Source organism: Jeotgalibacillus sp. 10bf12 (assembly GCF_055597105.1).
The window spans coordinates 1,925,406-1,951,688 of sequence record NZ_CP200276.1 but is presented as its reverse complement, the minus strand read 5'-3'; the positions used below and the strand labels follow the sequence as shown (position 1 = coordinate 1,951,688).

At 42.2% G+C, this 26,283-nt stretch carries 25 protein-coding genes; 14 read left to right on the top strand and 11 right to left on the bottom strand.

From position 1 onward, the window contains the following. Positions 1-12: 12 nt before the first annotated feature. On the bottom strand, positions 13-375 hold the full coding sequence (locus DH10bf12_RS10185) for a YlbF/YmcA family competence regulator (protein ID WP_471735195.1): 363 nt from the start codon (positions 373-375) through the stop codon (positions 13-15). A 69-nt stretch (positions 376-444) separates the two neighbouring features. Beyond that, positions 445-1,584, bottom strand: a complete 1,140-nt coding sequence (locus DH10bf12_RS10180) for a DUF445 domain-containing protein (RefSeq protein ID WP_471735194.1) — start codon at positions 1,582-1,584, stop codon at positions 445-447. A 174-nt stretch (positions 1,585-1,758) separates the two neighbouring features. Here DH10bf12_RS10180 and DH10bf12_RS10175 point away from each other — a divergent pair, with 174 nt between their 5' ends. The 4 genes from DH10bf12_RS10175 (at position 1,759) to DH10bf12_RS10160 (ending at position 4,422) form a co-directional block, all read left to right on the top strand. After that, complete coding sequence (locus tag DH10bf12_RS10175) at positions 1,759-1,965, top strand: DUF5342 family protein (protein WP_471735193.1); 207 nt, start codon at positions 1,759-1,761, stop codon at positions 1,963-1,965. A 54-nt stretch (positions 1,966-2,019) separates the two neighbouring features. Beyond that, entirely contained in the window at positions 2,020-2,199 is a 180-nt protein-coding gene (locus DH10bf12_RS10170; RefSeq protein WP_471735192.1) for a hypothetical protein, read from the top strand. 98 nt (positions 2,200-2,297) lie between these two features. Next, entirely contained in the window at positions 2,298-3,215 is a 918-nt protein-coding gene (locus tag DH10bf12_RS10165; protein ID WP_471735191.1) for a helix-turn-helix domain-containing protein, read from the top strand. Positions 3,216-3,324: 109 nt separating this feature from the next. Beyond that, on the top strand, positions 3,325-4,422 hold the full coding sequence (locus DH10bf12_RS10160) for an ABC transporter ATP-binding protein (RefSeq protein WP_471735190.1): 1,098 nt from the start codon (positions 3,325-3,327) through the stop codon (positions 4,420-4,422). A 67-nt stretch (positions 4,423-4,489) separates the two neighbouring features. On the opposite strand, the gene fumC is transcribed toward DH10bf12_RS10160, so the two are convergent. Further along, positions 4,490-5,878 (bottom strand): class II fumarate hydratase, encoded by a 1,389-nt coding sequence (fumC, locus tag DH10bf12_RS10155; protein WP_471735189.1) that lies wholly within the window; start codon positions 5,876-5,878, stop codon positions 4,490-4,492. A 146-nt stretch (positions 5,879-6,024) separates the two neighbouring features. On the opposite strand from fumC, the gene DH10bf12_RS10150 reads away from it, so the two are divergent. Beyond that, positions 6,025-6,642 carry an NAD(P)-dependent oxidoreductase gene (locus DH10bf12_RS10150; RefSeq protein WP_471735188.1) on the top strand — a complete coding sequence of 206 codons (618 nt, stop codon included), beginning with the start codon at positions 6,025-6,027 and terminating at the stop codon, positions 6,640-6,642. Between the two features lie 456 nt (positions 6,643-7,098). Here the strand turns inward: DH10bf12_RS10150 and DH10bf12_RS10145 are convergent, their stop codons facing one another. Next, complete coding sequence (locus tag DH10bf12_RS10145; RefSeq protein WP_471735187.1) at positions 7,099-9,111, bottom strand: ABC transporter ATP-binding protein; 2,013 nt, start codon at positions 9,109-9,111, stop codon at positions 7,099-7,101. Next, complete coding sequence (locus DH10bf12_RS10140) at positions 9,108-10,865, bottom strand: ABC transporter ATP-binding protein (RefSeq protein WP_471735186.1); 1,758 nt, start codon at positions 10,863-10,865, stop codon at positions 9,108-9,110. Before DH10bf12_RS10140 ends, DH10bf12_RS10145 begins: the two co-directional genes overlap by 4 nt. Before the next feature lie 1,116 nt (positions 10,866-11,981). Between DH10bf12_RS10140 and DH10bf12_RS10135 the strand changes: the two genes are divergently transcribed. Together DH10bf12_RS10135 and DH10bf12_RS10130 are read left to right on the top strand one after the other, a co-directional pair. Continuing rightward, a complete protein-coding gene (locus DH10bf12_RS10135; RefSeq protein WP_471735185.1) occupies positions 11,982-12,554 on the top strand; it encodes a TetR/AcrR family transcriptional regulator in 573 nt (190 codons plus the stop codon). A gap of 12 nt (positions 12,555-12,566) precedes the next feature. Beyond that, a complete protein-coding gene (locus DH10bf12_RS10130) occupies positions 12,567-13,964 on the top strand; it encodes a cryptochrome/photolyase family protein (RefSeq protein WP_471735184.1) in 1,398 nt (465 codons plus the stop codon). 58 nt (positions 13,965-14,022) lie between these two features. Here DH10bf12_RS10130 and DH10bf12_RS10125 read toward each other — a convergent pair whose 3' ends face one another. Both DH10bf12_RS10125 and DH10bf12_RS10120 read right to left on the bottom strand, forming a co-directional pair. Further along, positions 14,023-14,196 carry a twin-arginine translocase TatA/TatE family subunit gene (locus DH10bf12_RS10125; protein WP_082029009.1) on the bottom strand — a complete coding sequence of 58 codons (174 nt, stop codon included), beginning with the start codon at positions 14,194-14,196 and terminating at the stop codon, positions 14,023-14,025. Positions 14,197-14,272: 76 nt separating this feature from the next. Next, positions 14,273-15,523, bottom strand: coding sequence for a dicarboxylate/amino acid:cation symporter (locus tag DH10bf12_RS10120; RefSeq protein WP_471735183.1), 1,251 nt, complete (start codon positions 15,521-15,523; stop codon positions 14,273-14,275). Positions 15,524-15,700: 177 nt separating this feature from the next. Between DH10bf12_RS10120 and DH10bf12_RS10115 the strand changes: the two genes are divergently transcribed. Continuing rightward, entirely contained in the window at positions 15,701-16,135 is a 435-nt protein-coding gene (locus tag DH10bf12_RS10115; RefSeq protein ID WP_471735182.1) for an arsenate reductase/protein-tyrosine-phosphatase family protein, read from the top strand. Between the two features lie 30 nt (positions 16,136-16,165). Here the strand turns inward: DH10bf12_RS10115 and kynB are convergent, their stop codons facing one another. Further along, on the bottom strand, positions 16,166-16,783 hold the full coding sequence (gene kynB, locus DH10bf12_RS10110; protein ID WP_471735181.1) for an arylformamidase: 618 nt from the start codon (positions 16,781-16,783) through the stop codon (positions 16,166-16,168). Positions 16,784-16,798: 15 nt separating this feature from the next. Further along, positions 16,799-18,076: a kynureninase gene (gene kynU / locus DH10bf12_RS10105; protein ID WP_471735180.1), complete on the bottom strand. Its 1,278-nt coding sequence runs from the start codon at positions 18,074-18,076 to the stop codon at positions 16,799-16,801. Between the two features lie 95 nt (positions 18,077-18,171). Between kynU and DH10bf12_RS10100 the strand changes: the two genes are divergently transcribed. The 6 genes from DH10bf12_RS10100 to DH10bf12_RS10075 all read left to right on the top strand — a co-directional run bounded on the left by DH10bf12_RS10100 (position 18,172) and on the right by DH10bf12_RS10075 (position 24,994). After that, positions 18,172-18,453, top strand: coding sequence for a hypothetical protein (locus DH10bf12_RS10100; RefSeq protein ID WP_471735179.1), 282 nt, complete (start codon positions 18,172-18,174; stop codon positions 18,451-18,453). Position 18,454: 1 nt separating this feature from the next. Further along, complete coding sequence (locus DH10bf12_RS10095) at positions 18,455-19,357, top strand: aldo/keto reductase (protein WP_471735178.1); 903 nt, start codon at positions 18,455-18,457, stop codon at positions 19,355-19,357. A 245-nt stretch (positions 19,358-19,602) separates the two neighbouring features. Then, entirely contained in the window at positions 19,603-20,958 is a 1,356-nt protein-coding gene (locus tag DH10bf12_RS10090; protein WP_471735177.1) for a hemolysin family protein, read from the top strand. 375 nt (positions 20,959-21,333) lie between these two features. Then, complete coding sequence (locus DH10bf12_RS10085; protein ID WP_471735176.1) at positions 21,334-23,016, top strand: glycoside hydrolase family 13 protein; 1,683 nt, start codon at positions 21,334-21,336, stop codon at positions 23,014-23,016. Between the two features lie 304 nt (positions 23,017-23,320). Continuing rightward, entirely contained in the window at positions 23,321-24,742 is a 1,422-nt protein-coding gene (locus DH10bf12_RS10080; RefSeq protein WP_471738220.1) for a SulP family inorganic anion transporter, read from the top strand. 123 nt (positions 24,743-24,865) lie between these two features. Beyond that, complete coding sequence (locus tag DH10bf12_RS10075; protein WP_471735175.1) at positions 24,866-24,994, top strand: hypothetical protein; 129 nt, start codon at positions 24,866-24,868, stop codon at positions 24,992-24,994. A 33-nt stretch (positions 24,995-25,027) separates the two neighbouring features. On the opposite strand, the gene DH10bf12_RS10070 is transcribed toward DH10bf12_RS10075, so the two are convergent. Both DH10bf12_RS10070 and DH10bf12_RS10065 read right to left on the bottom strand, forming a co-directional pair. Beyond that, positions 25,028-25,498 carry an NUDIX hydrolase gene (locus DH10bf12_RS10070; RefSeq protein WP_471735174.1) on the bottom strand — a complete coding sequence of 157 codons (471 nt, stop codon included), beginning with the start codon at positions 25,496-25,498 and terminating at the stop codon, positions 25,028-25,030. A gap of 88 nt (positions 25,499-25,586) precedes the next feature. After that, positions 25,587-26,228, bottom strand: coding sequence for an FMN-dependent NADH-azoreductase (locus DH10bf12_RS10065; RefSeq protein WP_471738219.1), 642 nt, complete (start codon positions 26,226-26,228; stop codon positions 25,587-25,589). Positions 26,229-26,283: the final 55 nt, after the last annotated feature.

Below are 26,283 nucleotides of genomic sequence, written 5' to 3'. Positions count from 1 at the left end.
CGGCTTTGAACATTACTGTTCAGTATTTTCCATTGCGCCATAAAGCTCTTCAAGCGGCTTCATGATCACTTTGTTCAGTTCCTGAATTGTCATGCTCATACGCTGTTCAGCTTCCATCAGCTTCGCAATCAGTTCATGCTGCTGTACAAGCTGAGCAGTTTGTTGCGCCTGCTCAATTTCTTCCTGTGAAATCTCTTCACCGTTCATTTGCTTTTGCTGAAGTGAAAGCTGGATGTTGCGGAAGTTTTCAAAGATCCCTTTCGCTGACTCATCGCTGTTCACAGCGTCATACATTTCTTTTAGTTCAGTGAATTCCTCGCTCTGACGAATTGCACTTTCGAGTTCGTTTGCCTGATCATACAGATTTACTGCCATTTGTAAAACCTCCTAAATTAATCACTCTTCCATGTTTGCCCTCTAAAATCAGTCTTAAACATAATTTTTTTAGAGAGCGGTTAGGTACACAAAAACCCCTTGAACAAGTCCAATTAATCCGCCTAGCAGCGCACCAAGATAGGTGATCATTTTAAATTCCCTTCTTGAAATGCCGAGTACAAGTTCCTCGAGGCGTGATACCTCAAAGGAATCCACCTGTTCCCTGACAATTTCCTGCAGCTTCATTTTTGCAAGGATATCCTCGATCCGTTCGATGAGCATATCTTTCGCTTTTGATGAGGCTTTTGGGATTAAGTCTTCTATCAGCCTGCTCTCAAGCGGCTGAATGACACTGCCAAACGGTTTGTCCATCCATTCATTCAGGTTCATACGTTCTTTTAATAAGCCTTGGAGCCGGATAACGAGATCACGGTCAGTGACAATCGAGAATGCCCGTTCCCACTGCCAATCCTTCACTTTTTCCCACTCTTTGTGCAAAACCTGTTCGAGTATATCATGTGTTCCTGGATGTTTCAAAAATTTAATGATCTCAGGCTGAACTTTATCACCAAGTGACGTATTCCCCATCACCATCTGTACCATACTGCCAAGCGTACCGCGTGTTTTCAGGAAATCATCAATCATGGTTTGTACTTTTTCTTTTCCTTCTTCAGAAGAAAAATAGTCTTCACCTTTTTCAAGGATGTACGTGCTGACTGTTGTCACTTTGCGATCCAGACGGTCCTGCCACTGAACTGGCAATGTCTCACGCAGTGTTAAAAACATATACTTTTCTTTTAATTGTTCATACTGGCCTTCAATCCAGCTGTCCATTGTTCTCTCAAGGTATGGAACGGGGGATTCAAGATCAAAGCGGTTCAGTACAGTTTCCACTGAATCATCGATCTGAAAGACCTTACTTCCTTCTTTTTGAAGCCAGGCTGTCAGCGCTTTTTCCTTTTCTGTATTCAGAAATTTCGCCTTCAGACTTTCAGCCGTTAACAGGTGATTCACAACCATCAGACCAAGTTGGCGGGCAAGCTCTTCTCTTCTTTTCGGAATGAGCCCCGGGGTAAATGGGACACGCCACTTCCCTATATATACCGGCTTATACGGCCTGAAAAGCATTTTAATTGCAAGGCTGTTTGTAAAGCCACCAATCACCGCTCCGACCGTCATCATGATTAATAATAAAATGACAATATCCATAATCTCACCTTCCACTATACTATTCCTGTACAGTATAGCAGAATCCGGTTCCAATGGTTTGAATGACCCTTTAAACATGCTGAAATATCTGCCCTTTCTTCCATTCAGCTTATGTTCAGATTTCCAATTCATTCATGCTATACTTGATGAAAACGGATTAAAGGGGAAGAAATCATGATACAGCATTTTCAATATCAGAAATTATATTCAAAGGATTTACCCGGCTGGCGTTTTTCATTTACATATATGGGAGAGCAGGTACAGGGGGTTTATCATAAGAACGGAAAAATTGAATGGACCTCTGCAGCACCTGAAAAAAATCAGGACAAAGTCATTCAGCAAATCCATGACCTGATGCTTTTCCATGTTTATGGTGATTAGCTTTGTATATGAATGACCTGATTCACATATATTATGAATCAGGGGGTGCTTTCGATGAAGCGTCATTTGTCTTTTCTTCCCGATACTTCCTATGAAGGCCGGGATGAAGCTGCAATGGATGTGGACCGTTTTATTAATGAAGGAATGGCGGGAGGAAGTGTGTTCCGCTATGGTCACAGGACAAACATCGAGGAAGCAAGAGAGTTAGAACCTGAAGCCCCGCCGGCAGATTAACCGCCGGCTGACAAAACGGCCATATTGGCCGTTTTGTTGTGTAATAAAAAAAAACGTGATATTTTAAATCCATTCATACATAGAAACAGGGTGATCTTTTGTCAGCATTTCGTTCGATTTTTCAAATGTTTCCTGAGGCGAAAAAGCCCGACCAGGTTAAACCGGAAGAATATGACTATTTTACCTGGTACCGTGATCCGGCTGCCGACCAGTTCATTGGATTTTCCAAAAGCGCTCTTTCAGACAGAGAGAAAGAATTACTTTCTATTATATTAACGCCATCTGCTGTCCCCCCTTCAGGCCCTGCAGGAGAATGGCTCAGGTTTCTTTCAGAAGAACATGCAAAATGCCCTTATGAAGCGGGTAAAGTTTTCAGGATGGTCCAGTATATCAGTGATTCCCCTTTTCAGACAGAAGGTGAGCAGGCTCTGCATTATGTATTTTCGGATAAAGCGATCGTCATACAAACGGATGAATACAGTGGTTTTGTGATCGAGCCGCAAACAGAGGATACACTTTCGCTTGATGAACTGGCCTCAGCTGCCCAGGCCATTGAAAATGACCTGGAGATGAAAGTAACATTTTTTGCCGGATCCTTTCACAGCTCAGGTGCCAATACAAAGACAATGCTCGAAATGGAAAGAGCCTGGTTTGAGCGCCATATTCCTTTCGAATCAAAGAGAACCGTGCTTTCATTATTTGATGTCATGCCAATCAACCTGATGAACCGCTTTTCAGATTTCGAAAAAGATACGCTGTTTGCAGCGATTTTTGAGCTTTTTGACCAGGAGCGTGATCTGCCAAAGATTATTCAAAGCTTTGTTGAGAACCTCTCCAATGTCAGCTCTACTGCCAAGCTCTTATATATGCACCGTAACAGTCTTCAATACAGACTGGATAAATTCAGTGAAAAAGCAGGCATTGATATTAAGACATTTAACGGTGGCTTAATCGCTTATTTTGCCTGTCTTGAGTGGAATCAGAGAATCTCAAATAATGAGGACTGGTCATTGTGACGAATGACCGGTTCTTTTTTTGTGCAATCTGTCCATTGGAAAGGCTTACATTGAGCGATACAATGACATTACATCAAACGTACATCGCGTACATAATGGAGGAATTAACATGGCAGAGTTAAAAATGCAGAATATCTATAAAATTTATGATAAAGATGTAACAGCAGTATCTGACTTCAACTTACACATTAAAGATAAAGAATTTATCGTATTCGTTGGTCCATCTGGTTGCGGTAAATCAACTACACTTCGTATGGTTGCAGGTCTTGAGGAAATTTCTAAAGGCGACTTTTATATCGGCGACGAGCGTGTAAATGATAAAGCGCCAAAAGACCGCGATATCGCGATGGTATTCCAGAACTACGCACTATATCCTCACATGAGCGTATATGACAACATGGCATTCGGACTGAAGCTTCGTAAATTCGATAAAGCTGAAATTGACAAGCGTGTAAAAAATGCTGCTAAGATCCTTGGTCTTGAAGCACTTCTTGACCGTAAGCCTAAAGCACTTTCAGGTGGTCAGCGTCAGCGTGTTGCACTTGGTCGTGCAATCGTTCGAGATGCTAAAGTATTCTTAATGGATGAGCCGCTTTCAAACCTTGATGCAAAACTTCGTGTCCAGATGCGTGCTGAAATCGCTAAGCTTCACCAGCGTCTTCAGACAACAACGATCTATGTAACGCACGATCAGACTGAAGCGATGACAATGGCAACACGTATCGTTGTTATGAAGGATGGCGTGATCCAGCAGGTTGGATCTCCTAAAGAAGTGTATGATAATCCTGAAAACGTATTCGTTGGTGGATTCATCGGTTCACCGGCAATGAACTTCTTCAGCGGTAAGCTGACAGATGCAGGATTTGAAGTAAAAGGCCAGACGCTTCAGGTTCCTGAAGGTAAAATGAAGACACTTCGTAATCAGAACTATGTTGGAAAAGATATCATCCTGGGTGTACGCCCTGAAGATATTCACGATGAGCCAGTTTTCATCGAATCAGCTGCAGGATCTAAATTCCTCGCTGACATTGAAGTTTCTGAGCTTACAGGTGCTGAACTGATGCTTTATTCTAAGCTTGGCGATCAGGACTTTGTAGCACGCGTTGATTCTCGTTCAGATATTAAAGCAGGACAAAAAGTCGAGCTTGCTTTCAACCTGAACAAGTGCCACTTCTTTGATGTGGAAACTGAGCAGCGCATCCGATAAGTTGGTTACCCCCTTTAACCATATAGTAAAAGGCCCGCTCTACTGTTGAGCGGGCCTTTTCTATTGATCAACGGTCGATATTGACCATGTTGAGCGGCTGAATCCATTCATCGTACTGCTCTTCATTCAGGTACCCTGTCTTAACTGCAGCTTCTTTTAAAGTAGATTCATCGTTAAAAGCAAGCTTGGCAATTTCAGCAGCCTTCTCATAGCCGATATGAGGATTTAACGCTGTGACAAGCATAAGTGAATTCTCCACGTGCTTTGCAATAATATCAAGGTTCGCCTCAATCCCGACTGCACACTTATCATTAAATGTATTCATTCCATCAGCAAGCAGTGTAATCGATTGAAGGAAATTATAGATAATGACAGGCTTAAAGACATTTAATTCAAAGTTACCCTGACTCGCTGCAAATCCGATTGTTGCATCATTCCCCATGATTTGAGTTGTAATCATCGTGAGTGCTTCACTCTGCGTCGGATTTACTTTACCAGGCATAATGGAGCTTCCCGGCTCATTTGCGGGGATTGTAATTTCACCAATTCCACTTCTCGGTCCGCTCGCAAGCCATCTGATATCATTGGCAATTTTCATCAGATCAGCTGAAAGACCTTTTAATGCACCGTGAAGATAAACAATTTCATCATGGCTTGTCAGCGCATGAAATTTATTGTCTGAGGAATAGAAAGGAAAACCTGTCTGCAATACAAGCTGCTTTGCTACACGCTCCCCAAATTCCGCGTGGGCATTGATCCCGGTGCCGACTGCTGTTCCTCCAATTGCAAGTGAAAGGATATGCTTATTTGCTTCCTGAATCATCGTATTAGAACGCTCAAGCATGGCACGCCATCCGCTGATTTCCTGACCGAGTGTTAAAGGCGTGGCATCCTGCAGGTGTGTCCGTCCAATTTTAATGACTTCATAAAATTCTTTTTCCTTCTGATAGAATGTATCAGTCAGGTTATTCAAAGCTGGAATCAGCTTACTGCAGACAGCACGGTAAGCAGCAATATGCATTGCTGTCGGAAATGTATCGTTAGAGCTCTGAGACATATTGACGTCGTCATTCGGATGAACTTTTTCATCTGATTTCTGATCCGCAAGCAGTTGGTTCGCTCTGAATGCAATGACTTCATTGGCGTTCATATTAGACTGTGTACCGCTTCCTGTCTGCCAGACTGACAAAGGAAAATGATCATCAAGGTCTCCATTTAAAATTTCATCACATGCTTTCACAATTGCATTTTTCTTATGTAGTGACAGTTTTTCAAGGTCAAAGTTTGCAACAGCTGCCGCCTTTTTGAGTTCAGCAAACCCGTAAGTGACTTCAAGCGGCATTTTCTCAATTCCGATTGGGAAGTTTTCAAGACTGCGCTGCGTTTGTGCTCCCCAGTGTTTATCTGCAGGTACCTGCACCTCACCTAATGTATCTCTCTCAGTACGAAAATCCATCTTAAAATCCCCTTTCCAAATGATTGTATGAATATTGTAACATTTCCCTTAACTTAACTCACTTACACTCCCTTAATCAATTATCTTTCCCAAAAATGAGAAGTAAGCTACACTAATGTAAACGAGTATAGACAGGAGGTTTTATGATGAAACTTGCATTATTTGGCGCAACAGGAAGAGTCGGGAGTGTCATTCTTGAGCGTGCTTTAGAAGACGGGCACCAGGTCCGGGCACTGGTTCGTGACCCTGAACTCAAAAGCACACATTCAAACCTGACTTACATACAGGGTGATGCATCTGTAAAAGAAGATGTCGAAAAAACAATCGCAGGATCAGATGCCGTCATGAGCGCACTCGGAACGGATAAAAATGATGCACTGACCAAATCAATGATTCATATCCTTCCTGCGATGAGAAAACATGGGATCAGACGGATTATTACCATCGGAACGGCAGGTATACTTGATTCAAAAAGAGAGCCCGGTAAATTCCGTTTTCATTCATCTGAATCAAACAGACGCCTGAGTACAGCTGCTGAAGATCATTGCAGGGCTTATCTGATGTTAAAAGAAGCGGGACTTGACTGGACAGTTGTCTGTCCGACTTACCTGCCGGATGGCGAGCGGATTGGCACTTACCGGACTGAAGTCAATACACTTCCGGATGAGCCGTCGAGTATTTCGATGTATGATACGGGTGATTTTGCTTATTCTCTTCTATTAAATAAGGAGCATGTGCAGGAGCGCGTTGGGATTACTTATTAAGATTAATTGTGCTTTATAATCGCAGCGCATTTACGGCCAGGACTTCGCTTTCCGCGGACGAACGCTCAAGCCTCCTCAGGCAGAAAACCACTGCCTTCCGGGGTCTTTCACGATCGTTTTTCCGCAGGAGTCTTCGTCCTGCCCTCCAATGCGCTGCTAAAATTGCACCAAAAAATTATGTAAGCACTCGAACCTCTAAAAGTTGAATCGAAATATGAATTATATTTTTACGAAGCAATCCCCATTTCAATTTCGAAAGGTAAAAACTAAGTGTAGCGGAGCGGAAGGCGGCGACTCCGGGACGATTAGTTGGAAGCTGAGACCCCACAGCCGAAGGCGAGGAGGCTCAGCAACAACCGTCCGGAAAGCGTCCGCCTGAAGCGCAGCGAAACGATTAAAAAGCCTGAAACGCTATATAAGTGTCTCAGGCTTTTCTAATTACAGCATCCACAAGCATTATCCCGCCTGCTGTTTTCCCTGCTGAAGTTCGTACATTTGATAATATTTACCCCTATTTGCCATGAGCTCATCATGTGTGCCGCGTTCAACGATATGTCCGCGGTCTAATACGAGAATCTGATCTGCATTGCGGATCGTTGACAGACGGTGAGCAATAATAAATGTCGTTCTCCCCGTCTTCAGTGTATCCATCGCCTGCTGAATCACTGATTCTGTTTCAGTGTCCACACTTGATGTTGCTTCATCAAGTACAAGTACCGCAGGATCAAATGCGAGCGCTCTTGCAAAAGAAATTAGCTGCCTCTGACCTGAAGATAACGTACTTCCCTTTTCGATTACAGGCTCATCAATGCCCTGTTCCAGGTTAGTCAGTACCTGGTCAGCTCCAACAGCCTTTAATGCCGCCTCTATTTTTTCCCGTGATATTCGAGGATCATTGAGGCTGACATTGGATGCAATTGTACCTGTAAAGAGATATGGATCCTGGAGTACAATGCCCATGTGATCGCGAATGGTTTGTCGAGGTAATTCTCTGATGTTTTGTCCATCAATAAGAATCTCCCCTTTTTGACAATCATAGAAGCGGAACAGCAGGTTCATAATCGACGACTTGCCGGAACCAGTATGCCCCACAAGTCCGATTGTCTGACCCGCCTTCGCTTCAAATGACAGATTTTTTAGTACGTAATCCTCTTTTTTATACGCAAATGACACATCATTAAATACGACATGCCCTTTTAAACGGTCAATTCTTTCATCTCTGACCTCTTCACCGTCCTCATCCATCAGCTCAAAGACCCGTTTACCCGCTACAAGCGCAAGCTCAAGGTTTGCAAGCTGATTCACGATTCCTGTGACAGGCTGGAATAACCTTGTCAGATAATCCACAAACGCATAAAGCACACCAACTGTTACGACAGATTCGGCGTTCAGCGCTGCACCGCCGAAATACCAGATAAATGCGACGAATGTCAGGTTACGCAGAATGTTAACCAGGTTATATGACATCAGCGCATTCAGGTTTAATAATTTGTTCTGAAACTGAAAATGCGTTGTATTTTTTTCTTCAAATTCTTCCTGGATACGGCTTTCTCTTCTGAAAGCCTGAATAATGCTCATGCCCTGAATCGCTTCATTAATGGACGCATTAATCTCACTCACCTTGGATCTGACTGTCTGATTATACACAGATGCATATTTACGGTACAACAGCATCCAGATATATAAGATCGGCAGCAGTACAAGACAGATCGCAGCCAGGTTTGGATCTAGGATAAAGAGTGCAATATAGATACCGGTAATATAGACACCGCTATGAAAAAACTGACCAAGCACCTGCACATACAGTTCCCTGATTGCTTCAGTATCATTGGTAATCCTCGCAACAACTTTTCCGGCAGGGAGATCATCAAAGTAATTGATTGGCAGACGCTGTATATGATTGAATACCTGCGTACGCATCTTTTGAATAATCCTGTTTGCCGAACGCTGGAGCTGAAACTCCTGTCCAAAATGAAAGATTGCAGCAACAACTGTCAGACCGAAATAAAACGCGACAAGCCAGATCATTCTTGGGATCTCAGGTGTGTAAAAAGCAAATACCTGAGAACTTGTCAGCTCTTCAGCAGGATATACTTTTGCATCCTCACCGGAGCCGAAAGTCAGCTGGCCATCTGCATAATTACGCTCACCTTCTGCTTCAACCGGCTCATTCACAAAGTAAAAATTCAGTCCGATCTGAAAAATATGAGCCTCACTTCCACCCTGCTCACCTTCGTTTAAATACGCTTCTCTTTTATAAAATGTGCCGTTATATGATACTGCGTCCTGTGAATCATCTGTTTCTACCCATGTCTCTTCGATCCCGAGAATATGATCATCAATCATTTTCTTTGCAATAAAAGGACCTGCAAGCTCAGCTGCTACTGAGATCGTCAGCATGACAAGTGCAATCAGTATCGTCTTTTTATACAACAGTCCGTAATGCCAGAGGCGTTTTCCTACACTCATGACTGTACCTCCTCTAACAGTGACTCTTCTACTTGCTGGCGCTCATATTGCTCGAAGTACCAGCCTTTTTTCTTAAGCAGATCTGTGTGGACACCTTCTTCAATGACCTCACCGTTATCCATGACAACAATCCAGTCTGCGTGTTCAACGGCAGACAGTCTGTGTGTCGTAATCATCGTTGTCTTTCCATTTCTTTCATTTTTAATATTTTCTAAGATCGCTGCTTCTGTTTTTGCATCAACAGCAGATAATGAATCATCAAGGATCAGCAGGGGCGGATCTTTTATCAAGGCACGTGCGATTGAAATCCTCTGCTTCTGTCCACCTGATAAGGCAACGCCCTTTTCTCCAACCATCGTATCAAGCCCATCAGGCAGCATTTCAAGATCTTTTTCAAAATGAGCCATTTTAATCGCTTTTAACAATTCTTCCTCTGACGCATCTTCTGCACCGAATAAGATATTGTCACGGACTGATTTTGAAAACAGGACATGCTCCTGTGGCACGTAGCCAATCCATGATAATAATTGATTTTTTTGCAGATGCTGCAAACCGGTACCGCTCACTGAGATCTCACCGGCTCCAGCCGGATATTCTTTTAACAGCTGCTTAACAATGGTTGTTTTTCCACTTCCCGTTCTTCCAACGATCCCTAACGTCTGACCCTGCATCAGCCTGATATTCAGGTTTTTCAGGTTCTGAACATTTGAAGATGGATATTGAAAGGCTGTTTCACGAAATTCAATACCGTCCATTGCAGTGACAGCTGCTGCATGAGCCGGCTCTATTACTTCAGGTGAACTGCTCAAGGTTTCGTTCACACGGTCCATTGAGGCGTTCCCGCGCTGCATAATATTAATCAGCTCACCGATCGCGAACATCGGCCAGATCAGCATGCCGAGATATACGTTGAAGGACACAAGCTGACCGAGCGTGATTGCCTGATTAAATACGAGATACGCACCATATCCAAGACCAATCATATAACTGATTCCGGTCAGCACTTTTGTCAGCGGGTTAAAAAGCGAATCAATAAATGACACGCGGATATTCTTCTGATAAACATCCTCTGTATGCTGATGAAACAGCTCTTCATCCCTTCTCTCCTGAACATATGCTCTGATGACCCGAACCCCTGCTATTGATTCAAGTACGCGGTCATTCAAATCCCCAAACGCATCCTGTGCGATCATATAACGCTCATGAATTTTCTTGCCAAGAATCTTCATCACAAAAGCAAGGATCGGCAGTGGCAGCACCGCAGCAAGCGTCAGCTCCCAGGAAATGAGAAACCCCATCGTCAGAAGGATCGTCAGCATGTAGGCAGTGGAGTCAATCAATGTTAATACACCAAACCCGGCCGTAACTGACACTGCCTTTAGATCATTTGTTGCTCTTGCCATCAGATCACCTGTCCGGTTCCTTTCATAAAACCCCGGTGTCATCTGAAGCAGCTTCCCCATAAACATCGATCTCAGTCTTCGCTCTATCTGGTGTGCACCGCCAAAAAGTAAATACTGCCAGATATAATTCAGGATGTACGTCACTACACCGATTCCAGTCAGTATTAACAGGTACTGTACCAAAAGGTCCTGTGTTAACTCACCCATGAAGATATCATCAATGGCCATCCCCACAAGAAAAGGCGGCACAACTTCAAATAAATTCGCAATCAAGAGTAATCCGATTGCCACTGTATAACGTTTCCAATGCTCTTTAAAAAACCAGCCTAACTTCATAAAAATATCAAACATCTGTGGACACCTCCTTTATTCCGTCAACAGACAGGCTACCCACTATCCAAAGCCATCTTGTAACCTGCCTTAATCATGTCTGTGTAAATTCTATTCATCTTCATCATTCCCCCTGAAATAAGTTTTTTATGAAAACAGGCAAACTGTTATCAACTAAAAATTGGCAATAAAAAAACATACCCCGCCTGTAAAAAAGCAGGGTATGCTTTAAAAAAAGGCGCTGACTGCATACGCAGACAACACCTTTACCAGTCAATCAATCATTCAGATCGTCAGAAAAAAGTTCGCTGCGTGATATTCAGTTTTGCAGAATATTTTTTGCGTTTAATGATGATCATGACACACAGCTCCTTTCTGTACGATTTTTTGTCCATTCTTTGAACATCATTAGAATAAACTACCATCTGAACAATGTCAATATATATTTCAGAAATCACTGAATATTTGTTATACAGCATATTCCCTAAACTTTTTATTTGCAAAATCAATCAATCCAGGTTTGCAGGGTCCTCCTATGGGTATCTTACTAGTAACAATAACTATTAAGTTATGACATGTTTCAAAGAACCATCCAGCTGAAGATTGCAGTGGAGGACGCAGATTCCTGCGTCATAGAAACGACAGGTGACACCATGTAGAACGCAGAGCGTCGAAAAGGCTTACTATCGCCCGGACGTAGAATGCGCAGTCCTTGACGAAAATCATCAGCGGTTATAAAGAATTTATTATTTTAAGGAGGCGTTACTGTGTTACGTACAATTCTAATGATCATTGGTGCAATCGTCGTTATTTTCTTCTTAATTAATCTAATTGGATAATCAGAAAAAACATTTATACTGACAGACAAGCGCAAATTTGAAATACAAAAACACAAAAAACCGACAGAGGGCTTGTTGGTGCAACATTTATCAAATAGACTGCTTACATCCTTATTTTAATCGGTATCTTATGGTTCTTAATTAATTATATTCTCCCGATGTTTTAAGCAGTACGTAACTGAACCCTGAGCAATCAGGGTTCTTTTTCTTGGTCCTCCCCCGCAAACCGCTTCAATTCCCACGTCTACCCTATTTTCCGATATACTGAATACAGAACGATCTTAAAGGATGAGTGCATATGGCGCGACAAAGAAAAATGAACATCACAGAATTGATGGAAGCAACAGAAAAGCTGTTACTCGAAAAAGGCTATGAAGGATTTCACTTCAAGGCCCTTTCAGAGCGCCTTGATGTAGCGAGGAGTACAATTTATGAATACTACAAAAATAAAGATGAATTGATCGTTGATTATATGACCGATTTAATGGATCAGGTGATGAGGAAAATTGACCGCCTCAGCCGGCAGACTGACGCTTTTTTGACACTGAAGGACCTGCTTTATTTATTCATGGAATACTCCCAGGTGTATGACATGATTAAGATGAGACCTTCCCTTGATAAAAGTGCATCTCCTGCAGTTAAAAAACAGCTTGAACAGCTTGATGCACAATCAGGAAGGTTGTTTCAACTGCTGATGACGCTGATTGAGAAAGCTAAAATAGAAGGCTCAATCAGGGCAAACCTTCCATCTTCATTGATCGCCGGTGTATTCTTTCAATCCGTTTTAATCCATAATTCAGAGGGAATACCTAAGGAAGAATGGGCGGAAATGTTATTTGATATGATCGAAAACGGGATTACTCCCCGATAAAGGAGCGGTATGATGACTTCTATCGTATGGATTAGAAAAGACCTGCGTCTTCATGACAATCCGGGTTTATATCACGCAGCGGAAGCCGGCAAAATACTGCCGGTTTATATTTTTGATGAAGATGAAAAGATTGGCTCAGCTCAAAAATGGTTTCTTCACCATGCACTTACATCTTTCCAGAAAAGGCTCGAGTCAGCCGGGGGGAAAATGTATATTGCAAAAGGAAAACCTGAAGATATTCTGAAGGATCTGATCAGTAAATATGATATTTCTGCGATCCACTGGAACCGTCAGTATGAGCCTGCAGTTTTCAACCGGGATCGTGAAATTGGTGAGGCACTTCATGATCAGGGTTTGAATGTAAATACTTATGAAGGCAGACTGCTTCTCCCACCCTGGGATGTAAAAAAGAAGGACGGAGAACCTTACAAAGTATTCACCCCCTTTTATAAAGCGCTGCAACAGCATGAAGTCCCTCAGGCACTGCCATCTGTAAAAAAGGCGGATCCCGTGTCATTTAATGAAAAGGATTCTCTGTCTATTGATGATTTGGATTTACTGCCTGAAATCAACTGGACAAACGGCATGGAAAAAAGATGGACACCTTCTGAAGAAGCAGCAGTCAGACGGTTTCATACCTTTTTAGACAAAAAGCTGAAAGTATACAAAAATAAGCGTGATTTCCCTGCTGAAGAGGCAAGTTCTGCACTGTCTCCTTACTTCGCACTGGGGCTACTCTCAGTCAGAAGTGTCTACCATTCAATCAAAAAGAATGCTGAAGCAGCCGGTGAGCCGTTTCTCAGACAGCTGGTATGGCGGGACTTCGCCTACTCTTTAATCACTCATTTCCCTGAAACCGAAACGGATCCGATGAATGATCAATTTAAAAAGTTCAAGTGGATGGATGAAATGGATTCATTTGATCTATGGAAAAAAGGTAAAACCGGATTCCCGATTGTAGATGCCGGTATGAGAGAGCTATGGGCTACAGGTTATATGCATAACCGGGTCAGAATGATTGTCGGATCGTTTTTAACGAAAGATTTACTGATTCACTGGAGAGAGGGTGCTGACTGGTTTGATGACACGCTCGTTGATGCTGACACCGCAAATAACGTCATGGGCTGGCAGTGGGTTGCCGGTTCAGGTGCAGACGCCTCCCCTTTCTTTAGAATTTTTAATCCGACTACCCAATCAAAAAAGTTTGACCCTGACGGTGAATACATTAAAGCATGGATCCCTGAACTTAAAAAAATGCCGATCAAACACATCCATGATCCGTCTAATGCACCGGATGATGTACTCGAAGAAGCAGGTGTGACGATTGGTGAAGATTATCCTGAACCAGTTGTCGATCATAAGGCTGCCAGGCAGCGTGCGCTTGACCGTTATGATGATGTGAAGAAATAATATTTAGTAATCACGCCTGCTACTGAGCAGACTGGAACATAAAAAAACCGTCCCAAAATTACTTTTGGGACGGTTTTTTTGGCTCCTCGTCTTTCATAACTGAGTTCATGCCTTTTTTAAATTCATAAAGTGTTTTGCCGGCTGTTTTGCCGAGCTCCGGCAGTTTTGACGGGCCAAACACAATGAGAGCAACAAATAAAATTATTAATATTTCACCAAATCCGAGGTTCATTGTACACTACCCCTTCTTTTCTTCTTGCTCTCAGTATACATCTTTTTTGATGAAATGCGAGTGGAGATATTGTGAATTACGCTTCTCCACGCTGCTCTTTAATTTTTCTTTTCTTCTCAGATTCTGAGACAAAAAGCGCTACTGCTGCATCACCTGAAATGTTGATGGCTGTTCTGGTCATGTCGAGTATTCTGTCTATCCCGATAATTAATCCGATACCGGCTACAGGAAGTCCGACTGACGTTAAAACCATTGCAAGAAGAATCATCCCAACTCCCGGCACTCCCGCAGTTCCGATACTCGCGAGCACGGCCGTTAGAACAACTGTCAGCAACTCTACAAATGTCAGATCAACTGCATAGACCTGGGCGATAAAAATCGTAGCAACACCCTGCATAATAGCAGTTCCGTCCATATTAATCGTTGCGCCAAGTGGCTGGACAAATGAACTTGCAGGTTTAGATACATTTAATTCCTTTTGAGCAGTTTCCATTGAGATCGGCAGTGTTGCATTACTTGATGATGTACTAAAGCCGACTGTCATAGCAGGGAAAAAGTTTTTATAGAACCAGATCGGGCTCTTTTTCGCCAGGAACATAATAATCGATCCGTAGGTAATGACCGCATGAATGACGAGTGCAAGTAATACAACCAGGACGTACATTAAAATGCTTTGTAATGAGTCCAGTCCTGCTTCTCCCAATGCTGAAGCAATCAGACCAAAAGTTCCGTATGGCGCAAACTTCATGACAATACCGACCAGGAACATCATAATGTCATTCCCCTGCTCGAACAATTGGTATACACCTTTCGTTTTATCACCAAGTACAGTGATTGCAAAACCGATGAAAATGGCAAATGCAATGATCTGGAGCATATTACCCTCAGCCATTGCCATAACCGGGTTTTCGGGGATAATGTCCAGCAATGTCTGTCCTACAGATGGCGTTTCACTTTCTTCAAATTCTGCCGCATCTCTTTCCTCCTGAGAAAAGAGTGAATCATTCCCCGGCTGGATAACTGAAGCAAGTGTTAGTCCAATTGTGATCGCAATCGCTGTAGTAGTCATGAAGGTGAGGATCGTTTTTACACCCATTCTGCCAAGTTTTTTCGTATCACCAAGCCCGGCTACACCGAGTACCAGTGAGAAGAAAACAATTGGCACAACGAGCATATTGATTAACCCAAGGAAAATTTCCCCCAGTGGATTAAACACGTATGTATTTAATGTACTAAATAAGTCAGGTGCGAATATATTTAATACCAGGCCGACAATAATACCTAACACTAAGCCGATGAGTATTTTAGCGGTCAAATTGAGCTTCATATCGCGTCCTCCATCTTTATATTTTAAGCATTCTGCTTTTTATTGTATACCCCCAATAATTTACCTGCTAACCAGTCAGAAATCAAATAATGCGCCAGAAAACAGGTCTATGTGCATATATTTTTTAAAAGATGGGTATAGTGAATTAAGTAAGCAGAAATGAAAGGAGCTGTTCGTATGGCCGATCGATACATTTATTTTATATCAGCAAACCATGAACGCAGCTCAATCGCTGAAGGATGGGCTTCCCGTCTGTATATCCCGGGCACTGTATTTAAAAGTGCAGGCTGGGCAGGTGCCAGAAAGAACCCTTTCACTTTACAGGCAATGCAAGAAATCAGTATAGATATAGCATCGATTACTCCGTATCGCATAAGTGAAAGCGACCTCAGGAAAGCGGATGTGATTGTCATCATACAGGATCCGGAAAAGGATGAAGCGATCAGCATTCACCCATCATTTTCGGATAAAGTGATCAACTGGAACATTGTGAATCCTGCTAAGCGTGCAGCAGACCCTTTAGCTAAATGGGCAATGTTCCAGGAAATTTGCGACGAAATCGCACTTAAGATCCGCGAACTTGAAAAAGATCTCTCAGCGTCAGCTGTGTAATCCTCTGCTTCAGAAGCAGAGGATATTTTTTTATGCTGAAACAAGTACGGCGCGGACAGGACTGCCATCCCCGCCTTTAATTTTAAGCGGCATGGCAATCAGCTGATAACTTCCTTCTCTCACTCCATCAAGTACAATGCCTTCTAAAATGTTGATGTCCTGTTCATAGAGCGCATGGTGAACTGGCAGCGTTTTACTCTCCAGGTGATCAACCGATGGCAGGTCCACTCCGATTAAATTGATCCCTTTACCTTTTAAATATGCCGGTACCGATTCATTCATCACCGGAATCTTCGCAGGAAATACAGCACGGTCCGTCCATCCGCCAGTTTTAAATAAAACAGCTGTGACTCCCTCTTCGTCAAAATCAATATGATCTGGTGTAATCTCACTGACACCTGTACAATCCACTACAACTGCATTTGCAAAATAGCGGCTCAGCTCGAGCTCATCGGTTTTCATTCCATTGTTATCGTAATGGAATGGTGCATCAATATGAGTGCCGATATGTGTACTTGCTTCGATCTTGCCTACGTTGACTGAACCGCTTTTCTCCATGGGCCATGCTATTTCATAACTGAATGGTGTGTCCCCGGGCCAGCTCGGTGTACTGTCACTCAGGTTCATCGTAATATCGATTAATTTCATCTGAACAACTCCTCCTTATGCAATGACATTTCGTTCATTAGAATAGGATTTATATGTTTCTTCTTTCATGATCTTTTTAATCAGCTGCATTGCTTGATAAAGATCTTTGTAACTCGTATAAAATGCCGCCGGTGCAAGCCTGATGATATCAGGAGACCTGAAGTCAGGAATAATCCCTTCTGCTTTCATGGCTTTACAAATGCCTGCAGCATACGGGTGTCTGAGGGCAATATGACCACCTCTGTCTGCATCCGTTAAAGGAGTCACCTGTTTCATCCCGAATTGCTTCAGCTCTTTATCAACAAATTGTGCGATATAGGTTGTCTGATGGAGTGATTTTCTGCGCAATCTTTCAATCCCCGCCTCTTCAAATAACGTAAGACTGCCAATCAGCGGCGCTACGGATAAAATATTTGGCGTGCCGATCTGATAAGCTCCCGCCCCTTCAGCTTTTGTGAATGTGTGCGCCATATCAAACTGTTTGTCTTTATCTGAACCGAACCATCCTTTTAAACCCGGCATACGATCATGATGTCTTTCATGAATGAACAGTCCTCCTGTACCACCGGGGCCATTATTCATATATTTATAATTACACCATACAGCGAAATCAACGCCCCAGTCATGAAGCTGATGTGGCACGGCACCAATTGAATGAGCGAGATCAAATCCGACGAGTATTCCTTTTTCATGTGCGCGTTTTGTGATCTCTTTAATAGGAAGAAGCTGGCCACTGCGGTATAAAACAGATGGCAGTAATAAGACCGCTGTCTCTTCTGTGAATACGCGGTCAATGTCTTCAAGTGATAATGTAACACCATCTGCAGATTCGGCTTTTATAAGCTCTTCTTCAGGATTCAACCCTTTTTGTTCAATCTGACTTTGAAGCGCGTAGATATCAGACGGGAAGTTCAGTTCATCAGCTGCAATTTTTGACCGTTTTCCTTCCGGCTGGTAAAAGGTTGAGAGCATTTGATGTAAATTGACAGTAATTGACCCAGTCACAATCACTTCAGAAGATTTCGCTCCGATAAGCGGCGCAGTTTTCTCACCAAGAGATTCTGATAGCGTGAACCATGGATGCTCTCCTTCCATCCAGCCCTCAATCCCGTAATTCTTCCAGCTTGAAAGCAGGTCCATGACAGCCTGTTCGGCTTTTTTTGACAATAGTCCGAGTGAATTTCCATCGAGGTAATACTGTCCTTCCTTCAGATAAAACTCATCCCGGAACGCTGCTAATTCATCCTGCTGATCAAATCTTTCCGCTTCATTCAGATCAAATGTAAAACTCATTATGTAAGCCCCCTATTGTACATACTGATTGAATTTGTATGATATTATCATACAGGAAAGCACATTGGTTTGCGAAGTCAGGAGGACGAGATCAGGTGCATAAAATAAGAATTGGATTCATGATGATCTTTATCCCTGTTCTGGTTCTTGAACCGGCCATATCAGCAGCCGTTTTATACATACTCCCACTGCTTATTTTGCTATCAATGAATGCAGCCATGTCAGAAAACCGCATTCAAATGCTGAATATGTCAATTTTAATCTCACTGTTATACCTGGTTGGCATTACCGCTGAAGCCTATCTTATCAGGCTGATTGCCATTATTTTTATTTTATTCACCATGCGCTACATCACTTATCAAAATGGAGGTTATTAATATGCAGAGAATCAAGCTGACATCAGATTTATCTATTTCAAAAACAGTCCACGGTATGATGCACCTGTCCGGATGGAACCTATCGAAGGAAGAACGTTTGACACTGATTAAAGACGTATTGGAAACAGGCATTACAACGTTTGATCACGCAGATATTTATGGAGGTTATCAGTGTGAGGAGCTATTTGGTGAGGCACTGGCGCTTGAACCATCCCTTCGCCCCAAAATGGAGATTGTCACAAAGTGCGGGATTGTCCTTGAATCCCCTAATCGTCCGGCTCACAAAAGCCATCATTATGATACAAGCAAGGCACATATACTATCTTCAGTTGAACAGTCCCTTAAAAACCTTTCAGTCGATACGATTGATCTGTTATTGATTCACAGACCTGATCCGCTTATGAACCCTGAAGAAACGGCTGCAGCTTTTGATGAACTTCATCGCTCAGGTAAAGTAAAGAACTTTGGTGTGTCGAACTTCAAAAGAAGCCAGTTCAATATGCTTCAGTCTTATGTGGATCAGCCGCTGTGTACAAATCAAATTGAGCTGAGCCCCTATCATTTAGAAAACTTTGAAGATGGCACCCTCGATTTATCACTTGAAAAGAAAACACCACCGATGGCATGGTCTCCTCTTGCAGGAGGGAAAATCCTGACAGGTGAAGATGAAAAAGCTGTCAGAATCCGTGCTTCACTTAAGAAAATCGGTGCTGAAATCGGAACAGATCAGCTTGATGAAGTGATCTATGCGTGGTTATATAATCATCCTGCTAATATTTCTGTTATTGCAGGTTCAGGTAAGATTGAGCGGATCCAGTCAGCTGTAAATGCACAAAAATACCGCATGGATGCACATCAGTGGTTCACGATTTATCAGGCTGTACTCGGACACGATGTACCTTAAGTGAAATGAGGTAGTAAAAAAATTGCTGACTGTGGTAGAATATAGGCAATTAAGATGAGAATGGAGGAAATCCGATGGGGTTATGAACCTGAACTGTATACTTGTTCAATTAGTCAAAGGCAATAAGGCTCAGAGTCCGGCTCTCATTGGCCCTCCATTCTGACGGAATGATCTCTGATGCCTTTACATTAACATTCACAGGAGGTGGAAGAGAGCTTTCCGCTTAAGGGAATGCTCTCGCATCATTGGAGATAGACAATTTAATTTTGGTCGTTGTTTTACTTGCATGTACTGCATTCTTTGTAGTTTCTGAATTCTCGATTGTAAAGGTCCGATCAACGCGCATTGACCAGCTGCTTGAGGAAGGACATCCAAAAGCTGCTAATGCCAAAAAAGTAATGGATAACCTCGATGAATATTTATCCGCATGCCAGCTTGGTATTACAGTTTCTGCATTAGCACTCGGCTGGATCGGCGGGCCGGTCATCGCAGCAATGTTGGCACCTTTATTTTCAGGGTTTAACCTTTCATGGACACCGGCTTTATCTTTTGTCCTGGCTTTTTCACTTATTACATTCCTACATGTTGTCATAGGTGAACTGTCACCAAAGATTATTGCCATTCAGCAGGCTGAGAAAATTACACTGATGGTTGCATCGCCATTAATCTGGTTTTATCGCATCCTTTATCCTTTCATCAGATTTTTAAATGGATCTGCGCGTCTTTTGACAAGAATGCTTGGCTTAAAGCACGCATCTTCAAGTGATGCTGCTCATTCAGAAGAAGAGTTACGCATGATTCTTTCTGAAAGCTTAAAAAGTGGTGAAATTAATCAATCAGAATATAAATTCGTAAATAAAATTTTCGAATTTGATGAGCGGGTTGCAAAAGAAATCATGGTCCCAAGAACAGAAATTGCAAGTGTGGACAGCGGCCTTACACTGCTTGACGTATTTGAAGTCATGAAAGAAGAGCAGTATACCCGTTACCCTGTTACTGAAGACGGTGACAGAGATAACATTATCGGCATGATTAATATGAAAGAACTGATGACTGCATTTATTGAAAATCAGGACAATGGAAAGCGTACTGTATCTGAATTCACACACCCGATTATTCAGGTCATTGACAGCATTCCGATACATGAACTGCTTCATAAATTCCAGAGAGACAGGATGCACATGGGCATTCTGCTTGATGAATACGGCGGTACATCAGGTCTTGTCACAATGGAAGATATTATTGAAGAGATTGTTGGAGAAATCCAGGATGAGTTCGATGCGGATGAAATCCCTGATGTTCAGCAGATTAATGAACACCACTATATCCTTGATTCCAAAGTGCTCGTTCAAAGCGTCAATGATCTCCTGGATATCGACATTGATGAAGAAGATGTTGATACGATTGGCGGATGGTTTATGACGCGAAACTTCAACGCTGAAGTAGGGGATGAGATTTACGAACAGGGGCATGTGTTCAGAGTGAATGATGTAGAAGGATATCATATTCTCTACCTCGAAGTCTGGAAACTGTCTGAGGAAGAGGTCTCAGAAGTTGAAACCACTCCTGCCCCATCAATCAGAACAACTGAAGCACTGTAAGAATTGAGCCTGGCACATGATTGTGTCAGGCTTTTTTCTCGTTTCGGGGCGGTAAGTAAAAGAGCAGGCTTCCCCGTGCGCTGTCTCACCGGTCCCTTACTGTCGAAGGTGCCGCCGTCTTAAGCTTCGCTAAACTCAGGTAGCCGATAAAACTAATATACTTTTAACTCAAATCCCTCCCTCTTCACTTTACTTTTTTAATATACTTATTTAAATAATCATTGCTTAAACGTCCGGGAGAGGGTAAAATAAACGGGTATAAAAAAACAGATTTTTTTAACGCTTTGTCTTGCAGCCTATCCAGCGCATTGCAGTCAAAGCATTTTATTTAAACGCTAGTGCAAGCGATTGCATAAAATATGGAGGTGCCTTTGAATGAAAAAAATATGGTGGAAAGAAGCTGTCGGTTATCAGATTTACCCTCGAAGCTTTCAGGATTCAAATGGTGATGGAATCGGCGATTTACAGGGAATTGTACAAAGACTTGATTATGTAAAAGAACTTGGAATTGATGTGATCTGGATCTGTCCAATGTATCAGTCTCCAAATGATGATAACGGTTATGACATTTCAGATTATCAGGCAATAATGGATGATTTCGGAACGATGGAAGACTTTGATACGTTACTCAGCGAAGTGCATAAACGGAATATGAAGCTGATCATTGACTTTGTTCCTAACCATACAAGTGATGAGCATCAGTGGTTTATTGAATCACGTGAATCGATAGACAGCCCGAAGCGCGACTGGTATATCTGGCGTGATGGCAAAAAAGATAAGTCAGGAAAAACAATTGCTGAACCAAACAACTGGGAAAGTATCTTCGGCGGATCTGCATGGGAATATGATGAAAAAACTGATCAATACTATCTCCACGTCTTCTCTACAAAGCAGCCTGATGTAAACTGGGAAAATCCCGATGCACGCCAGGCCATTTATGACCAGGTAAATTACTGGCTTGATAAAGGAATTGACGGCTTCAGAATTGATGCAGTCAGCCATATTAAAAAGCGTAAGAAGTTTCCTAATATGCCGAATCCTAAAAAGAAAAAATACGTTTCTTCTTTTGATATGCATATGAATCAAAAAGGTATTCAGCCTCTTTTAAAAGAATTTAAAGAGAAAACTTACGGTCAGTATGATGTAATGACTGTCGGTGAGGCAAACGGGGTATCAATTGATGAAGCGGACCTGTGGGTTGGCGAGAAAAAAGGTAAAATGGATATGATTTTCCAGTTCGAACACCTTGGACTGTGGGATGCAGAAACAAATCTTCAGCTTGATATCGTTGAGCTTAAAAAAGTATTGACAAGATGGCAAAAAGGTCTTGAAAACAATGGATGGAATGCATTATTTATTGAAAACCATGACAAGCCGCGTGTCGTATCAACATGGGGTAACGATAAAGAATTTTGGTATGAAAGTGCAACATCCATGGCTGCAATGTACTTCCTGATGCAGGGTACCCCTTTTATTTATCAGGGTCAGGAAATCGGTATGACTAACGTGCAATTTGATTCAATTGATGATTATGATGATGTATCTGCAAAGAACCTTTACCGCATTCGCCGTGAAGATGGCGTGCCGCACGATGATATTATGCGGATACTGTGGGCCTCTTCACGTGATAACAGCAGAACACCGATGCAGTGGTCAAACGATGATCAGGCTGGCTTTACATCCGGTTCACCATGGATGAAAGTGAATCCTAATTATAAAGAGATTAACGTTGAAGATCAGCTGAAAGATAAAGATTCAGTTCTCTCATTCTACAAGCGGATGATTGAAATGAAGAAAAATAATGAATTATTCACTTATGGTGTGTATGATCTGATCCTCGATGAGCATCACCAGATTTATGCGTATACAAGAACACTTGAAGATGAGCAGGTTGTGGTTTTCACAAACCTTTCTACAAAGGATGCTATTTGTGATGATCTTGATTTCACATTAAATTTTGACAATCTGATGCTGAATAACCTTCCTGTGACAACACATGATGATACGTCAACGATTGTATTAAAGCCATATGAAGCACGTGTGTATAAATTATCTTGATGTCAAAAGGCTGTCCTTTAGGGGCAGTCTTTTTTAAGTACATTTGTTTAAATGATTTTATGACAAATTTAATTACTACCATAGCATTCTTCTGATAATCAGAGCATTTAATAGTTTTTCATTCATTTATACGCTTACATTCTATTTTTTCACAGGGCATAAACGTGCTATAATTCTTCTCGTTATAAACGGACCTGACTTTTCTGAGAGTGAAAAGTCGCAAAATACATTTAAAGGAGAGATTTTTGAATTGGATTTAACTAAATATAAACAGGAATGGTTCGGTAACGTGCGCGGGGACTTAATGTCCGGTACACTTGTGGCCCTTGCATTAATTCCGGAAGCCATTGCCTTTTCAATCATCGCAGGTGTTGACCCGATGGTTGGACTTTATGCTGCCTTTTGTATCGCTGTTGTCATTGCTTTTATTGGTGGACGACCTGGAATGATTTCAGGTGCTACCGGAGCGATGGCACTCCTTATGGTGACACTTGTAGCGGATCATGGATTACAGTATTTATTTGCTGCAACAATTCTGACGGGTTTAATTCAGCTGATTATGGGTGTATTAAAGCTCGGGAAATTGATGCGTTTTATTCCGAATTCAGTCATGATCGGCTTTGTGAACGCACTTGCCATTTTGATTTTCATGGCGCAGCTGGATCAGTTTGAGGGTGCAGGATGGATGATGTATGCGCTGGTAGCTGTATCACTTGCGATTATATATATCGTTCCAAGATTCTTTAAAGCGATCCCTTCACCGCTGATTGCCATTATTGTCGTAACGGCTTTTGTCATGCTGACAGGCGTTGGAACAAAGACAGTTGGAGACATGGGAACGATTTCTCAGACCCTCCCTTCATTCTTAATTCCAAATGTCCCATTTACATTTGAAACGCTGATGATTATTCTTCCTTATTCTATCTCGCTTGCCATTGTCGGTTTACTTGAGTCATTATTGACGGCTCAAATTGTAGACGATATGACGGATACACCAAGTGATAAAAATAAAGAAGCACGTGGTCAGGGAATTGCCAATATGATTACAGGCTGCTTCGGCGGTATGGCCGGTTGTGCGATGATTGGACAGGCCGTCATTAACGTGAAATCGGGCGGACGCGGCAGACTTTCTTCGTTCACTGCAGGTGCTGTATTACTTGGATTAATCATGATTTTAACAGATGTCGTTGTTCAGATCCCGATGGCTGTATTAGTCGGTGTCATGATTATGGTATCGATCGGTACTTTTGACTGGGGATCACTTACGCGTCTTCATAAAGTACCAAGATCAGATGCTGCTGTCATGATCGTAACAGTCGCTACGGTTGTCATCACACACGACCTTTCAATCGGTGTGCTGGCCGGTGTGCTGTTAAGTGCCATATTCTTCGCAGCGAAAATCTCTAAAGTACACATCGAAAAAGAAATTAATGAAGCGGCATCACGTATTACGTACCGTGTTGAAGGACAAATCTTCTTTGCTTCTGTTACTGATTTTGTATCAGAAATTGATTATGATCCTCAGGGTATGGATACAGTTGTGCTCGATTTTACTAAAGCTCATCTCTGGGATGATTCAGCGATTAATGCTGTTGACAAGGTTGCCATTAAGATTCAGCAAAATGGCGCTAAGGTGAAGCTGACTGGATTAAATAAAGAAAGTAACGAGCTGGTTGATCAGCTCTCTGTGTACGATCAGCCTGACGCAAAAATGTCAGGACATTAATGTTCATCCCGGATGCTTAGCCGTCCGGGATTTTCTAATTCATTTACATTTTTAAATTGAATTGAAAGCGCTTTCTTAATTGTATATAATGATGATACCGTTAACTGAATGGAGTGGATCTTAATGAAAATGGATCATTTGCTTCAGCGTTTGGAAGAGGTTTCGTCACGTGAGGAAAAGCCCGGCGGTATTCAGAATTACTTTATTTTAGGAATTGGTATTGGCGCAGTGATGCTACATATGCTTTTATAACACAAACCTTCCGGAGCAATTCCGGAAGGTTTTTTAATGTTCTTTTTTACCGAAATCTGATAACTGATCTGCCGAATCTCTCAGCATCTTTTTAATTCTCGGACTGACACCTTCAGGTAATTCATTCGGTGGGAAAAAGTCTGTTTCAATTGTTTCAATGCCGTCAGCTTCAGGTACTCCAGTAACGTCTTTTGTATAATACACAATTGTCACTGCATAGAATTCATCACCATTTGGCAGTTTCACATGGTAGTCTTCTCCTGATAATACAGTCACGAGTTGGAGCACTCCTACTTCAATGCCCGTCTCTTCCTTTACCTCTCTTCTTGCAGCCTGCTCTGTTGCTTCTCCAAGTTCAATTAACCCTCCCGGCAAACCCCATATATCATCCGGCCTTTTTTGAAGCAGAATGTTACCCGACTTATTAAAAGCGAGGACCGTCACTCCGACCAGATTAACCGGATCATGACCAATTTTTTCTCTTAAGTTTCGAACATAGTTCATTTGTTTCTCACTCCCTTTCAATAAATTGATCATAACGTAGTTAAATAAATAAAAAAACAGTTCCGCAAAGGTGCGGAACTGTCATTTTTTATCGTGCAGCAACTGCGCTTAAATCTTTTGCAGCTTTAACTACGCGCTTAAAGCCTTCTTCTTTGATTTCTTCAGAACGATCAACATACTGATTATGCCCTTCAATGATGACATCAGTCTGCTGCTGGATACCGAAGAATCCAAGTGCGTTTTTAATAAAGTTTACACTCATTTCTGCTCCCTGCATTGCTGGCGCTGAGTAGTCTCCACCTCTTGCGTTCAGCAGGATCGCACGCTTGTCTCCCATTAAGCCCTGAGGACCTTCAGCAGTATAGCGGAACGTTTCCCCTGCGCGGAACAGATAATCCATATACGTGTGAAGTACTGCAGGTACTGTGAAGTTCCACAGCGGGAATGCAAATACAACAACATCTGCCTGCTTGAATCGGTCAAGGTGGCTGTTTGCGATTGTTAAAACATTGCTTTCCGCTTCTGATAACGGTGCACTTTCTGCTGACTTAAATTGTGCTGCCAGGAAATCCTGACCGATATACGGCAGTTCTTCATTATACAGGTCTACCTGATCGATTGTAATCTCTTCTTTATTTTTAATTTCCTCAAGGAAAAGATCGTGCATTTTTGCAGAAACTGATTGGTCCGATGGACGATTGTTTGCTTTTACGACTAGTACCTTCATGATGTAAAAACTCCTTTTCTTAAAAAATTATTACCACTTACGAAAGTCATATTCTCAA